This window comes from Microvirga makkahensis (assembly GCF_009830105.1).
Lineage (GTDB): Bacteria > Pseudomonadota > Alphaproteobacteria > Rhizobiales > Beijerinckiaceae > Microvirga > Microvirga makkahensis.
The window spans coordinates 149492-162976 of the sequence record NZ_WURB01000003.1; the positions used below are offsets into that span (position 1 = coordinate 149492).

Below are 13485 nucleotides of genomic sequence, written 5' to 3' on the forward strand. Positions count from 1 at the left end.
GGCAGGGTCGAGCCATGTCGATAGTCAACCCGCCCTGCCCTTGGCGAGCGCGTCGAAGGCCTTCAGCTGGGCGAGCAAGCCCTCCAGTTCCTTGAGCGGTACCATGTTGGGCCCGTCGGAGGGAGCTCGGTCCGGATCCTGGTGCGTCTCGATGAAGATGCCTGCCACGCCCACGGCAGCCGCCGCGCGGGCAAGGACGGGTACGAATTCCCGTTGGCCGCCCGAGGTTGCGCCGTTGCCGCCGGGCTGCTGGACGGAATGGGTCGCGTCGAAAATCACCGGGGCGCCTGTCTCGGCCAAGATCGGCAGGCTGCGCATGTCGGAGACCAGGGTGTTGTAGCCAAAGGAGGCGCCGCGTTCCGTCAGCATCACGTTCGGGTTACCAGCCGCCCTCACCTTCTCGGCGACGTTGGCCATATCCCACGGGGCCAGAAACTGGCCCTTCTTCACGTTCACCACGCGCCCCGTCCGGGCAGCGGCGACCAGAAGATCCGTCTGGCGGCAGAGGAAGGCCGGGATCTGGAGAATGTCGGCGACCTCGGCCACCGGAGCGCATTGATCATTCTCGTGCACGTCGGTGATCACTGGCAGCCCGAACTTCTCCTTCACCTCAGCGAAGATGGTCAGCGCCTTGTCGAGCCCAATGCCGCGGGAGCTCGAAATCGAGGTGCGGTTCGCCTTGTCGAAGGACGACTTGTAGACCAGACCGAGGCCGAGCCTGCCCGTGATCTCCTTGAGGGCGGCTGCCATCTCAAGGGCGTGCTCGCGGCTCTCCATGGCGCAAGGCCCGGCGATAATGCCGAGCGGCAGATGGTTGCCGAAGCGGACGGAGCCTGCCTGGACGACGGAGGGGATCTGTTTGGTATCGGTCATGCGCCGTCACTAGCCGGTTTTCGGGCCAGCGAAAAGCGAGATGTTCCGCAGCCGGCCCGTTCCGGCGTCGGACCCGGCAGCGCAGGATGGCGATTCAGGATCGCGAACGGCATGGCGCGCATTCCCGCTCCCTTGTGGGAAGGAGGATTCGTGCAGCGTCAGAACGTCATGGAAGCCGCGTTGATGATGCCAGCCGAGAGAGAGGATGCACCGAGAAACAGGGCGGCGGCCATTTCGCCCCCGGCAATCCGCTGCGAGAGATTGGGCATCACGATGCGCACCAGCCAGTACACGACAATCTGAACGGCCAGGGCCACCAGCCCCCAGACGAGGAGATCGACGATCCCCTGCGCATGGACGATGGCGCTGCCAAGCGGCAGCGCGAAGCCGACGAGGCTGAAGCCCAGGGCCGTTGAGGCCGATACCACGTTCCGCCGGATCAGGGCGAACTCGTTGTGCATGGTCGCAAGCGTATAGATGCCGAGATACAGCGCCACCAGCACAACGGCGATGACGAAAAAGACCAGAAAGTCGAACAAACCGGCCAGAGTGGAAGTCACGGTCAGCCCCTACGAATCACTTTCCATGATCGTTAGAGGAACATAGTTAATTTATTACGTAGCCTCGAAGGCGATGGCGACGCCGAAGGCCGCGCTCGCCGGGACGACGAGCCGGCTGCCTACATGCTGATACGGAACCTCTGCCACATCCAGGCGCTTGGAAAGCACCAGGACGTCCTCCACCCGCACCGTGAAGGCCACGAAGCACGGCTGATCCAGCTCCGCTTCGACGGAAACATAGCTTTCAGCGGCATCGTCCGGCGTCATGACGTCAAGATGAGCGTCCGAGAGGCGGAACGAGAGGTCATGCAGAGCCGGGCTTGTCGGCACGACTTCGGTGAAGGCCGTTAGGAACCTCTTGCAGCGGTCGGGTTCGGGAGCCGCGAGCGCGACGGATGCCAGACCCGCGGCTCCGTTCTCGTGAACCTGGAAAGCCGGATTCCAGAAATTTTCCGGGAAGTGCTGCTGGCATACGAAAAAACCTGCCTTCGGCGCAGCCTCGTCCTGGGCAAAAGCCAGGGAGAAGGCCACCTTCGTCTCGCTACCGTCGGGCTTCTGGCCGATCCGCTCGAAATGGAACGGCTCGAACGCGCCGATGCCCCTCTCGGCGAAGAACGCGGCATCCGCCGCGGCGTCCCGGCTGTCGAGCACCAGCATGGCGAGGCCCTCGCGCTCCTTCAGATAATCCTGGACGAAGGCCGCGAAGCTGAAATGCCCCTGCCTGTGCGGCGGGATCCGAGCGCCCTCGCCCACCGTGATCAGCTCAAGGAAGGTGCCCGCAAATTGGACGAGCCTGTTCTCCGTCCCCCAGGAATGCCGGTTGCGCACGCCGACCTGAAAGCCAAGACGCCGGTAGAGATCCGCGGCTTTGTCGAGGTCCCGAACGGCTATGACGAGGTGATCGATCCGGCGGCTCATCAAGGTCTTTCCTGTCAGTGGATCCATATATCCTAGGGCAGCAAACACAAACTCAAAACGAAAACGCCGGCGGGATTTCCCGCCGGCGCCTCTTGAATTTTACCTCATACGAGGCGGCTCTGCACCACGGCTGCGTGGATGAAGCTCTTAAAGAGCGGGTGCGGATCGAAGGGTCGCGACTTCAGCTCAGGATGGTACTGTACGCCGATGAACCAGGGATGGTCCTCATATTCGACGATCTCGGGCAGGACACCGTCGGGGGAAACGCCGGAGAAACGCAGGCCCTTGGCCTCGAGCCGCTCGCGATAGGCCATGTTGACCTCGTAGCGGTGGCGGTGGCGCTCGGAGATCTCCGTGCCGCCATAGATCTCGGCTACCTTGCTGCCAGGGACGAGCTTAGCCTGATAGGCACCAAGGCGCATGGTGCCGCCGAGATCGCCGCCTGCGACGCGCTTCTCGAGTTCGTTCCCCCGCAGCCATTCGGTGAGAATGCCGACCACGGGCTCTGGCGTGGGGCCGAACTCGGTGGAGTTGGCGTCCTTGATCCCGGCGAGAGAGCGGGCTGCTTCGATCACGGCCATTTGCATACCGAAGCAGATGCCGAAATACGGCACTTTACGCTCGCGGGCGAACTGTGCCGCCCGAATCTTGCCCTCGGCGCCGCGCTGGCCGAAGCCGCCAGGTACCATGATGCCATGGATTCCTTCAAGGAAGGGAGCCGGATCCTCCTTCTCGAAGACCTCGCTCTCGATCCAGTGCAGGTTCACCTTCACCTGGTTGGCGATGCCTCCATGGTGGAGCGACTCGATCAGCGACTTGTAGGCATCCTTGAGTCCCGTGTACTTGCCGACGACGGCGATATTCACTTCGCCTTCGGGATTGTGCACGCGCTCTGAGATCCCGGTCCAGCGGCTCAGATCCGGGGTATTCGAGGTGTCCAGGCCGAAGGCCGCTAGGACCTCGCTGTCGAGACCTGCCTCGTGGTAGGCGAGCGGCACGTCGTAGATCGAGCGGGCATCCCTCGCCTCGATCACCGCCGTCTCGCGCACGTTGCAGAAGAGAGCGAGCTTCCGGCGCTCGTCCTTCGGGATCTCGCGATCCGTGCGGCAGAGCAGGATGTCGGGCTGGATGCCGATGGAGCGAAGCTCCGCGACGGAGTGCTGCGTCGGCTTTGTCTTCAGTTCGCCCGCCGAAGGAATGAACGGCAGCAGCGTCAAGTGAACGTAGATCGCCTGACCCCGCTCCAGATCGTTGCCGAGCTGGCGGATTGCCTCGAAGAACGGCAGGCCCTCAATGTCACCCACCGTGCCGCCGATCTCGACGAGCACGAAATCGAAGCCCTCGTTGCCGGTGACCACGAAATCCTTGATGGCGTTCGTCACGTGCGGGATCACCTGGATCGTCGCGCCGAGATAGTCGCCGCGCCGCTCCTTGGTGATGATGTCGAGATAGATCCGTCCCGTGGTGATGTTGTCGGCCTTGGAGGCCGGAACGCCGGTGAAGCGCTCGTAATGACCCAGGTCCAGGTCGGTCTCGGCACCGTCGTCGGTCACGAAGACCTCGCCGTGCTGATAGGGACTCATCGTCCCCGGATCAACGTTGAGATATGGGTCGAGCTTGCGAAGCCTGACCTTGTAGCCGCGTGCTTGAAGAAGCGCTCCGAGAGCCGCCGAAGCCAGACCCTTGCCGAGCGAAGACACCACGCCGCCGGTGATAAATACGTACCGCGTCATGGACCCCTATCCATCAATAAGGAGCGCCGATTCGCAATCACGAATCCTGCCGCTCCGAAACCATCCACAAAAGAAGAGGGCCGGAGTTCCGGCCCTGCTGCTTGGCTTACTGCTGAGGCGCGGCGGGCGCCGGAGCGTTGGGCGTTGGAGCCGGGTTCGCCGGCTGATCGCCCTGGAGACGCTGCAACTGCTCGAGCACGCTGCCACCTTGCGGTGCCGCAGGTGCCTGCCCTCCTGCGGGTGCTGCCGGGGTCGCCCCATCGAGAATCGACCGCGGGCCGCGCCCTGACGTCGCCATCACCGTCAGGGCGATGCTTGTCACGAAGAACAGGCCCGCCAGAATCGCAGTGGCGCGGGTAAGGGCATTGGCCTGGCCGCGCCCGGTCATGAAGCCGGATACGCCGCCGCCGCCGCCGCCGCCACCGAGCCCCATGCCGCCGCCCTCGGAGCGCTGCAGGAGAACGACGCCGATCAGGGCGAGCACGATGACCAGGTGGACAATAATAAGAACTGTTTGCATCGTTCCAAAAACCTCAAGCGGCTGCGCTTGAATGCGTCAGCCGCTCGCAATCCGTTCGTTGTGGCGGCCTGTAGCACAGGTGGTTGCAGGATCAAAGACCCGCAAGGGCGCTTTTGTTGTTGAAGGGCTCTCTCATGCCTGCACCACCGCCCTGGACTGGCCCCGGGGATTCCCTCATTCCATCGCGACCTTCCCAAAGCCTGGATGGCTGGCTCATGTCCGGCCATAAGGGACAAGTTCGGCGATGAGGGCTATCCCAGATAAGCCCCGGCGATCGCCAGGAAATCGGCCGCCACGAGACTCGCGCCGCCGACGAGGGCCCCGTTGACGTTCTCCACGGCCATCAATTCGGACGCGTTGGAGGGCTTTACGGAGCCACCGTAGAGGATTCGCACCCTGGCATGATCGGCTTTGCCTACGAGGCGCTTGAGTTCCTCGCGGATTGCGGCGTGCACCTCGGCTACGTCGGCGGCGGTCGGGGTCAGGCCCGTGCCGATGGCCCAGACCGGCTCATAGGCCACAACAAGATTGCGGCTGTTGGAATCGACCGGGACAGAACCGCGCAGCTGCTTGCGCACCACGGCAAGGGTCCTGCCGGCCTCCCGCTCCTCGCGGGTCTCGCCCACGCAGACGATGGCCGCCAGCCCAGCCCTGTGGGCCGCGACGGCCTTGGCGCAGACATCGGCGTCCTTTTCCTTATGGTACTGGCGGCGCTCCGAATGGCCGACGATCACGTAGGCAGCGCCCGCGTCGGCCAGCATCTCGGCCGAGAGGTCACCTGTGAAGGCGCCCGATTCTTTGGCATGGCAATCCTGGCCGCCAATTCCCACCCGGGAGCCGACGCAGGCGACGGCGAAACTGTGCACAAGGGTTGCGGGAGGACAGACGACGAGTTCGACCTTGGCTTTGAGGCCGGGAGTGTAACCGTTCTGAATTTCGCTCAGGACCTCGTGGGAGGACTTCAGACCGTTCATTTTCCAGTTTCCCGCCACCAACGGGCGCGGCCATTCGACGCTCATTCTCGAACTCCTGTGAGGCTTGATAACTTGGCAGTAGCAGAGCCTTGAGCCCTCTTTCAACCGGACTTGCCCTTTTCCCCGGGCCTTCGATGGGCTATCGGCCTGTTAAACGAGTTTTTTGGGAACGGGTTCACGATGCTTCGGAACATGCGCAAGGCTGGGCAGACCCTGGTCGGCAAAATCATCGCCACCGTCTTTTTCGGCGCCCTGATCGTCAGCTTCGCCATCTGGGGAATTGGCGACATCTTCCGCGCAACCCCCGCTTCGACAGTCGCGGAGGTCGGCGACACCGACATTTCCATCAGCCAGGTGCGTAACGCCTATAGCAATCAGATACAGCAGCTGAGCCGCCAGTTCAGAACGGTGATCACCCCTGAGCAGGCCCGCATGTTCGGCCTCGACCAGCAGGTGCTGAACTCCCTCGTTACGGAGGCCGTCCTTGCCGAAGAGGCGAAACGTCTCGGGCTTTCCGTCTCCGACGAACTCGTCGCCCGTTCCATCGTGGAAAACCCGGCCTTCAAGGGGGCCGACGGCCAGTTCAATCGTGCCCTGTTCGATCAGGCGCTACGCAACGCAGGGCTGTCGGAGCCAGGTTTCGTGGAAGAGCAACGCGCTTCCACGATCCGGTCCCATCTGGTGGAAGCCCTGGCCGGCGCCCCGAATGTTCCGACCGCCGCCAAGGAAGCGCTCCACCGCTTCACCTCCGAGCGCCGTTCTGCGACCTATATCCCGTTGAATGCGGCGATGGCGGGCGACATCCCTGCCCCGACCGCCGAGCAGCTCCAGAGCTTCTACGAGGAGCGCAAGGGCAGCTTCCGCGCCCCGGAATACCGAGCCGTCAACGTCATGGCGCTGGACGCCGCCGCGATCGCCAAGCCCGACGATGTGCCGGAAGCCGATGCGCGCCAGTATTACGAGCAGCACAAGGGGGAGTACGGCCAGCCCGAGCGCCGCACGATCCAGCAGATCCCCTTTACCGCCATGGAGGACGCACAGGCCGCCGCGGCAAAGATCAAGGAAGGCACGACCTTCGAGGCGGTTGCAGCCGAGCGTGGCGTCGCTGCATCCGGCCTGGAGCTCGGCACCTTTACGAAGGCTGAGATGCTCGATCCTGCCGTGGCTGACGTGGCGTTCGGCCTCCCGGAGGGGGGCGTGAGCGATCCGATCCAGGGCCGTTTCGGCCCGGTGCTCGTGCGCGTGACCAAGATCCAGCCCGAATCCGTGCGCCCCTTCGAGGAGGTTGCGGCCGATATTCGCATGGTGGTTGCCCGCGAGCGCGCCCAGAGCCAGATCGAGAAAATCCACGATGAGATCGAGGATCTACGCGCGGGTGCCAAGCCGCTCGCCGACATCGCCAAGGAGAAGGGCCTGACACTCGTTCAGGTCCCCGCCATGGACGCTCAGGGCCTCGACAAGGCTGGGAATCCGGTGAACGTGCCCGAGCGTGAAGCCCTGGTTAAGGCGGCTTTCGCCTCTGACATCGGTGTCGACAACGAGGCCCTGCGCACCGGATCCGGCTATGTCTGGTACGACGTGACAGGCATCGAGCCCTCCCGCGAGAAGACACTCGATGAGGTGCGAGACCAGGCGGCCGCGCAGTGGCGGGAGGAGCAGATCAGCCAGCGCCTTGCCGATAAGGCCCGTGAGATGACCGAGCGCCTCGACAAGGGCGAGGCCATCGAGGCAGTGGCGCAGGACGTGAACGCCCCGGTGAAGACCGTCGTCGACCTCGCCCGCAACACGGCAAAGGACGATCTCTCCGCGGAAGCCGTCAATCGCATCTTCGCAACGCCGGTCGGCAAGGCCGGGAGTGCGGCGAATGCCGCTGATTCCCGGGTTGTCTACAAGGTGACGGCTGCCACCGTGCCGGCCATGGTCACCACGACCCAGGAAGTGCAGAACATCGAGAACCAGCTGCGCAACGGCATCGGCGACGACCTTATCAATCAGTACATCGCCCAGGCTCGCCAGGATCTCGGCGTGACCGTCAACCAGCAGGCCTTGCAGCAGGCGATCGGCAGCGGCGAATTCTGAGCCATGAGCATTGCGCCCGATTTCGAGACTTTTGCGGAAGCCTACGAGGCTGGCGAGGCAGGGGTTCTGCGCGCCACTCTGGTCGGAGATCTTCTCACGCCCGTCGCCGCTTTCATCAAGCTGCGACACCACCGGAAGGGTTCGGCCTTCCTGCTGGAATCCGTCGAAGGCGGCGCTACGCGAGGCCGCTTCTCGATGATCGGTCTCGATCCGGATCTCGTCTGGCGATGCCAGGACGGCGTCGCCTCCATCGATCGCAACGCGCTGAGCCGTGAGAAGCTGTTCGTTGCCGACGACCGTCCTGCCCTGGACAGCTTGCGCGCCCTCATCAAGGAAAGCGCCCTGTCTCTCTCCGACGATCTTCCGCCCATGGCGGCGGGCCTCTTTGGCTATCTGGGCTATGACATGGTGCGCCAGATGGAGCGCCTGCCGGAGCCCAACACGGACGTGCTCCAGGTGCCGGACGCCGTTCTCATCCGGCCGACCACGATGGTTGTGTTCGACGCAGTGAAGGACGAGGTCTCCCTCATCACGCCCGTGCGCCCGCAATCCGGTGTATCGGCGAAAGCGGCTTACGAAACCGCCCTGACCCGCCTCGACTTGGTTACGCAGGCTCTCGAACTGCCGCTTCCCATCGAGGACCGCAGCGATCCTGCCGCCATTCACTTCGATCCTCCCGTCTCGAATACGACGCCGGAGGAGTTTGAGGGCATGGTTGCGAAAGCCAAGGAATACATCCGCGCGGGCGACATCTTCCAAGTGGTGCTGTCGCAGCGTTTCGAGGCAACCTTCCCCCTCCCCGCCTTTGCGCTCTATCGCTCATTGAGGCGGGTGAATCCGGCTCCGTTCCTCTGCTATCTCGACTTCGAGGATTTCCAGATCGTCTGCTCCTCCCCGGAGATCCTGGTGCGTGTTCGCCATGGAAAGGTGACGATCCGGCCTATCGCCGGAACGCGCCCGCGAGGCAGAACGGCCACCGAGGACCGGGCTCATGCGGAAAGCCTGCTCGCGGATCAGAAAGAACGCGCGGAGCACCTCATGCTGCTCGATCTCGGCCGGAACGACGTGGGCCGCGTGGCGGAGATGGGCACCGTTCAGGTCACGGATTCCTTCTTTCTCGAATATTACAGCCAAGTGATGCACATCGTCTCGAACGTGGAGGGCCGCCTGGATCCCTCGTTCGATGCTCTCGATGCTCTCGTGGCGGGCTTCCCGGCGGGAACGGTTTCCGGCGCACCAAAGGTGCGCGCCATGGAGATCATTAACGAACTGGAGAAGGACAAGCGCGGGCCTTACGCGGGCTGCATCGGCTATTTCGGCGCCAATGGCGAAATGGACACCTGCATCGTGCTGCGCACCGCCGTCGTGAAGGACGGGCGCATGGCGGTTCAGGCGGGCGCAGGCATCGTTTACGACTCCGATCCGGCCTCCGAGCAGCAGGAATGCGTCAACAAGGCCAAGGCCCTGTTCCGGGCGGCGGAGGAAGCCGTGCGGTTTGCAAGCCAGGCGAGGATCGGACAATGACGGCACAAGCGGCAATGCTTCCCTTGACCGGACCCGTCGCATACGCGAACGTCAGTGCGCTATGACCCGCGTTCTCGTGATCGACAACTACGACAGTTTCACCTGGAATCTGGTGCATCTGCTCGGCCCTCTCGCAACCTCGGTGGACGTCGTGCGTAACGACGCCCTGACCACGGAGGACGTGCTGGCCTCGCCGCCCGACGCCATCGTGCTCTCGCCGGGGCCGTGCACACCCAACGAGGCGGGGATCTGCCTCGATCTCGTGAAGCGCGCGTCGCCCGCAATCCCGACTTTCGGCGTGTGCCTCGGCCTTCAGGCCATCGGTCAGGTGTTCGGCGGCACTGTGTCCCGCGCGCCTTTGCCCATGCACGGCAAGGTCTCCGAGGTGGAGCATCGCGGGGAAGCGGTGTTCCGCGGCATCAACGGTCCCTTCAAGGCGACCCGCTATCATTCGCTGATCGTGGACCGGGAAACCTGCCCTGAGGAGCTGGCCGTCACTGCCGAGACGGCGGACGGCCTCGTCATGGGCCTGTCGCACCGCTCGCTCCCCATTCATGGCGTGCAGTTTCACCCTGAGAGCATCCTTTCGGAGCACGGAACGACGATCATGCGCAATTTCTTCGATCTGGCAGCCGCTTGGAACGAGAAGCGTCGCCCGAACGGGCCAAATCCTGCATAAACCCGCCGCTGAACAAGGCATTGAACCCATGGAATCCTTCAAATCCTATCTCGCGAAAGTCGCAACCGGCGCAGCTCTGACCCGGGACGAGGCGCGATGGGCTTTTGATGACCTTCTTTCCGGCGAGGTGACACCGGCACAAGCGGGTGCGTTCCTGATGGCGCTCCGGGTTCGCGGCGAGTTCCTCGACGAGATCATCGGTGCCGTCACCGCCATGCGCGGACGCATGCTGCCGGTCAAGGCACCCGAGAATGCCATCGACATCGTCGGCACCGGGGGGGATCATTCCGGCAGCTACAACATCTCGACGCTTGCCTCGATCATCGTCTCAGCCTGCGGCGTTCCCGTCGCCAAGCACGGCAACCGCGCGGCCTCCTCCAAATCCGGTACGGCCGACGTTCTGTCCTCGCTCGGCGTGAAGCTCGGACTCGATCCGGAGGGCCTGGAGCGCTGCGTGAACGAGGCGGGCCTGTGCTTCATGTTCGCCCAGACGCACCATGCCGCGATGCGCCATGTGGCCCCCGTCCGCGTGGAGCTCGGCACACGCACGATCTTCAATCTCCTCGGACCGCTCGCCAACCCGGCCGGCGTGAGCAACCAGCTTCTCGGCGTGTTCTCGGAAGCCTGGCTCGATCCCCTCACGCAGGTTCTGAAGGAGCTCGGCTCCAGACGTGTCTGGACGGTACACGGCTCCGACGGCCTCGACGAGATGACCACCACAGGTCCCACCTTCGTAGCGGCGCTGGAGAACGGCGCCATCCGTCGGTTCACCGTGACGCCCGACGAAGTCGGCCTCCCGACCTCTAAGCTGGAAGATCTGAAGGGTGGCGATCCCGAGCATAACGCAAAGGCCCTGCGCGCCGTGCTCGACGGTGCCCGCAATGCCTATCGCGACGTTGCCCTGCTCAATGCCGCCGCAGCCCTCGTGATCGCGGACGCGGCCGCAAACCTGTGCGACGGCCTGGAACGCGCGACACAGGCTCTCGACAGCGGCGCCGCCAAGGGCAAGCTGGAGCGCCTCGTTCAAGTCTCGAATGCGTGAGGCGCCACGATGACCGACGTTCTCAGCAGGATCGAGGCCTATAAACGCCAGGAGATCGCGGCAGCGAAAGCGGCCATTCCCTTTGATGAAATGAAGCGGCTCGCAGACGAGGCGCCGCCCGTGCGCGGCTTCGCACAAGCCATCGAGCGGCACCTGTCGGAAGGCCGCCCCGCCCTGATCGCCGAGGTGAAGAAGGCAAGCCCCTCCAAGGGCCTCATCCGCGCCGACTTCGACCCGCCGACCCTCGCAAAGGCCTACGCGGAAGGCGGCGCGTCATGCCTCTCTGTGCTGACGGACGAGCCTTCCTTCCAGGGCAGACCGGAATACCTGAGCCAGGCCCGCGATGCCTCGGGCCTGCCAGCTTTGCGCAAGGATTTCCTGTTCGAGCCCTATCAGGTCTATCAGGCACGCGCCTGGGGTGCCGATTGCATCCTCGTCATCATGGCGAGCGTCTCAGACGAAGAGGCGCGCGCGCTCATCGAGACCGCGCAAGAACTCGGCATGGACGTGCTCGTCGAAGTGCATGACCGCGCGGAGCTGGAACGCGCCATTCCTCTCGGCACGAAGCTCATCGGCATCAACAACAGGAACTTGCGCACTTTCGAGGTTTCCCTCGCCGTGAGCGAGGAACTTGCCCCGCTCATCCCCTCCGACCGTATCGTCGTAGGCGAGAGCGGCATCTTCACGGTCGCCGATATCGAACGCCTCGAGAAGGTGGATATCCGCACCTTTCTCGTGGGCGAAAGCCTGATGCGTCAGGCGGATGTGACGGCGGCCACCCGGCGTCTCCTGTTCGGCGAGGCGGCATGACGAAGCTCACGCATCTGGATGCGAGTGGCGAAGCCAATATGGTCGACGTCTCGGAGAAGGACGTCACCAGCCGCATCGCGATCGCGGAAGGGTGCGTGGTGATGCTGCCGGAGACGCTGGCGCTGATTCGCCAAGGCGACGCCAAGAAGGGCGACGTGCTCGGCACCGCGCGGCTGGCCGGCATCATGGCGTCGAAGCGCACCCACGAGCTCATCCCTCTCTGCCACCCGCTTCTCATCTCGAAGGTGAAGGTGGATTGCGCAGTGGATGACGCCCTTCCGGGCGTGCGCGTCACGGCAGAGGTGAAGGTCTCCGGCCGGACCGGTGTGGAGATGGAAGCGCTCACCGCCGTCTCCATCGCATGCCTCACGATCTACGACATGGTCAAGGCCGCGGACAAAGGCATGCGGATCGAGAATGTGCGACTGCGCATGAAGAGCGGCGGACGCTCCGGAGTGTATGAAGCGCCATGAGCCTGATCCCGGTCGAAGATGCCCTGTCCCGCGTCCTGGCAAGCGTCGAAGAGCCGGTCTCCATTGAGCATGTGCCGTTGTCCAGCTGCGCAGGGCGTGCGCTGGCGGAAGATGTGAGCGCCCTGCGCGATCAACCGCCCTTCCCCGCTTCCGCCATGGACGGCTATGCCGTGCGTAACGCCGATGTGGCGCAGGCTCCCTCAGTGCTCCGCGTGACCGGGGCGAGCGCTGCCGGGCAACGGTTCTCGGGCACGGTGGGACCACAGGAAGCCGTGCGCATCTTTACGGGCGCACCTCTGCCGGACGGTGCGGATACTGTCGTTGTCCAGGAGGACACCGAGGTCAGTGGCGATCGTGTCACCGTGAAGGAGCGCGCGCGCCAGGGTCAGCATATCCGCAAGAGCGGCCTCGATTTCACGGCAGGCGATGTGCTGCTGCAGGCAGGACTCTGCCTCGACTCGCGCCATATCGCACTCGCTGCCGCCATGGGCCACGGAACGCTCCCCGTGCGGCGCAAGCCCCGTGTCGCTATCCTGGCCACAGGCGACGAGCTGGTGCGGGCCGGCGAACCCGCAGGCCCCGATCAGATCACGGCGTCGAGCCTTCCCGCCACCGCCGTAATGGTGGAAAAAGCCGGGGCTGAGGCCATCGATCTCGGCATCGCGCGCGATACCCTCGAATCCCTCGAAGAACGGATCCAGGCCGCCCGCGACGCCAAGGTGGACGTATTGGTGACTCTCGGCGGAGCCTCGGTGGGCGAGCATGACCTCGTCCAGAAGGCGCTCCAGCATCAAGGCATGGAGCTCGGCTTCTGGCGCGTAGCCCTGCGCCCGGGCAAGCCGCTGATGCACGGCAAGCTGGGGCCCATGCTGCTGTTGGGCCTCCCTGGCAACCCGGTCTCATCGCTAGTCTGCGCCGTCCTCTTCCTCGTCCCTGCCATTCGCGCTCTGCTCGGCGACGCCCAACCCGATGCGGATCCTACGGAAGCCGCCATTCTCGGTGCGGACCTGCCCGCTAACGGCCCGAGGCAGGATTACATGCGTGCCTCGCTTGGGTTCGAGGAGTTCGAGGTCGCACTCACCCAGCGCATGGAACGCTTGCCGCTCCCGGTGGCAACGCCGCATATGGTTCAGGATTCGTCCATGCTGAGCATCCTTGAACGCTCGCAGGTCCTGCTCGTCAGGCCACCTCACGCCCCTCCGGCTCAGGCCGGGGAACCATGCCGGATCATACGGTTGGAGAAGTTTTGCTGAAGGCGCGAGCCGAAGCCGTTTGAGACGTGAAGGAATCCGGCGGAAGG

General features: G+C 64.2%; 13 protein-coding genes. 7 read left to right on the forward strand and 6 right to left on the reverse strand.

Going from position 1 to position 13485, the window contains the following annotated elements; all coding sequences use genetic code 11:
• Nucleotides 1-24: 24 nt before the first annotated feature.
• The 6 genes from kdsA to tpiA all read right to left on the reverse strand — a co-directional run bounded on the left by kdsA (nt 25) and on the right by tpiA (nt 5623).
• Nucleotides 25-873: a 3-deoxy-8-phosphooctulonate synthase gene (kdsA, locus tag GR328_RS05550; RefSeq protein ID WP_160883532.1), complete on the reverse strand. Its 849-nt coding sequence runs from the start codon at nt 871-873 to the stop codon at nt 25-27.
• 158 nt (nt 874-1031) lie between these two features.
• A complete protein-coding gene (locus tag GR328_RS05555) occupies nt 1032-1433 on the reverse strand; it encodes a DUF350 domain-containing protein (protein WP_160883533.1) in 402 nt (133 codons plus the stop codon).
• Between the two features lie 54 nt (nt 1434-1487).
• Nucleotides 1488-2351, reverse strand: coding sequence for a VOC family protein (locus GR328_RS05560; RefSeq protein ID WP_160883534.1), 864 nt, complete (start codon nt 2349-2351; stop codon nt 1488-1490).
• 104 nt (nt 2352-2455) lie between these two features.
• On the reverse strand, nt 2456-4084 hold the full coding sequence (gene pyrG, locus GR328_RS05565) for a CTP synthase (RefSeq protein WP_160883535.1): 1629 nt from the start codon (nt 4082-4084) through the stop codon (nt 2456-2458).
• 106 nt (nt 4085-4190) lie between these two features.
• On the reverse strand, nt 4191-4604 hold the full coding sequence (gene secG / locus GR328_RS05570; protein WP_160883536.1) for a preprotein translocase subunit SecG: 414 nt from the start codon (nt 4602-4604) through the stop codon (nt 4191-4193).
• Nucleotides 4605-4855: 251 nt separating this feature from the next.
• Nucleotides 4856-5623: a triose-phosphate isomerase gene (gene tpiA, locus GR328_RS05575; RefSeq protein ID WP_160883537.1), complete on the reverse strand. Its 768-nt coding sequence runs from the start codon at nt 5621-5623 to the stop codon at nt 4856-4858.
• Between the two features lie 135 nt (nt 5624-5758).
• On the opposite strand from tpiA, the gene GR328_RS05580 reads away from it, so the two are divergent.
• The 7 genes from GR328_RS05580 to GR328_RS05610 all read left to right on the forward strand — a co-directional run bounded on the left by GR328_RS05580 (nt 5759) and on the right by GR328_RS05610 (nt 13438).
• On the forward strand, nt 5759-7657 hold the full coding sequence (locus tag GR328_RS05580; protein WP_160883538.1) for a SurA N-terminal domain-containing protein: 1899 nt from the start codon (nt 5759-5761) through the stop codon (nt 7655-7657).
• A gap of 3 nt (nt 7658-7660) precedes the next feature.
• Nucleotides 7661-9181: an anthranilate synthase component I gene (gene trpE, locus GR328_RS05585; protein ID WP_160883539.1), complete on the forward strand. Its 1521-nt coding sequence runs from the start codon at nt 7661-7663 to the stop codon at nt 9179-9181.
• Nucleotides 9182-9242: 61 nt separating this feature from the next.
• Nucleotides 9243-9860 carry an anthranilate synthase component II gene (locus GR328_RS05590; protein ID WP_160883540.1) on the forward strand — a complete coding sequence of 206 codons (618 nt, stop codon included), beginning with the start codon at nt 9243-9245 and terminating at the stop codon, nt 9858-9860.
• Nucleotides 9861-9888: 28 nt separating this feature from the next.
• The gene (gene trpD / locus GR328_RS05595) at nt 9889-10902 is read left to right on the forward strand and encodes an anthranilate phosphoribosyltransferase (protein ID WP_160883541.1); all 1014 of its coding nucleotides are present in this window, start codon (nt 9889-9891) and stop codon (nt 10900-10902) included.
• A 9-nt stretch (nt 10903-10911) separates the two neighbouring features.
• Nucleotides 10912-11712 (forward strand): indole-3-glycerol phosphate synthase TrpC, encoded by an 801-nt coding sequence (gene trpC, locus GR328_RS05600; RefSeq protein ID WP_160883542.1) that lies wholly within the window; start codon nt 10912-10914, stop codon nt 11710-11712.
• Nucleotides 11709-12185 carry a cyclic pyranopterin monophosphate synthase MoaC gene (gene moaC / locus GR328_RS05605; protein ID WP_160883543.1) on the forward strand — a complete coding sequence of 159 codons (477 nt, stop codon included), beginning with the start codon at nt 11709-11711 and terminating at the stop codon, nt 12183-12185. The genes trpC and moaC overlap by 4 nt, the downstream gene beginning before the upstream one ends.
• A complete protein-coding gene (locus tag GR328_RS05610) occupies nt 12182-13438 on the forward strand; it encodes a molybdopterin molybdotransferase MoeA (protein ID WP_160883544.1) in 1257 nt (418 codons plus the stop codon). The genes moaC and GR328_RS05610 overlap by 4 nt, the downstream gene beginning before the upstream one ends.
• Nucleotides 13439-13485: the final 47 nt, after the last annotated feature.

Bases quoted from the DNA above. Each gene is read 5' to 3' on its own strand.
- tpiA (WP_160883537.1), bottom strand. From the start codon at position 5,623: ATGAGCGTCGAATGGCCGCGCCCGTTGGTGGCGGGAAACTGGAAAATG.
- kdsA (WP_160883532.1), bottom strand. From the start codon at position 873: ATGACCGATACCAAACAGATCCCCTCCGTCGTCCAGGCAGGCTCCGTC.
- pyrG (WP_160883535.1), bottom strand. From the start codon at position 4,084: ATGACGCGGTACGTATTTATCACCGGCGGCGTGGTGTCTTCGCTCGGC.
- trpC (WP_160883542.1), top strand. From the start codon at position 10,912: ATGACCGACGTTCTCAGCAGGATCGAGGCCTATAAACGCCAGGAGATC.
- GR328_RS05560 (WP_160883534.1), bottom strand. From the start codon at position 2,351: ATGAGCCGCCGGATCGATCACCTCGTCATAGCCGTTCGGGACCTCGAC.
- trpE (WP_160883539.1), top strand. From the start codon at position 7,661: ATGAGCATTGCGCCCGATTTCGAGACTTTTGCGGAAGCCTACGAGGCT.
- GR328_RS05590 (WP_160883540.1), top strand. From the start codon at position 9,243: ATGACCCGCGTTCTCGTGATCGACAACTACGACAGTTTCACCTGGAAT.
- GR328_RS05580 (WP_160883538.1), top strand. From the start codon at position 5,759: ATGCTTCGGAACATGCGCAAGGCTGGGCAGACCCTGGTCGGCAAAATC.
- GR328_RS05610 (WP_160883544.1), top strand. From the start codon at position 12,182: ATGAGCCTGATCCCGGTCGAAGATGCCCTGTCCCGCGTCCTGGCAAGC.
- secG (WP_160883536.1), bottom strand. From the start codon at position 4,604: ATGCAAACAGTTCTTATTATTGTCCACCTGGTCATCGTGCTCGCCCTG.
- trpD (WP_160883541.1), top strand. From the start codon at position 9,889: ATGGAATCCTTCAAATCCTATCTCGCGAAAGTCGCAACCGGCGCAGCT.
- moaC (WP_160883543.1), top strand. From the start codon at position 11,709: ATGACGAAGCTCACGCATCTGGATGCGAGTGGCGAAGCCAATATGGTC.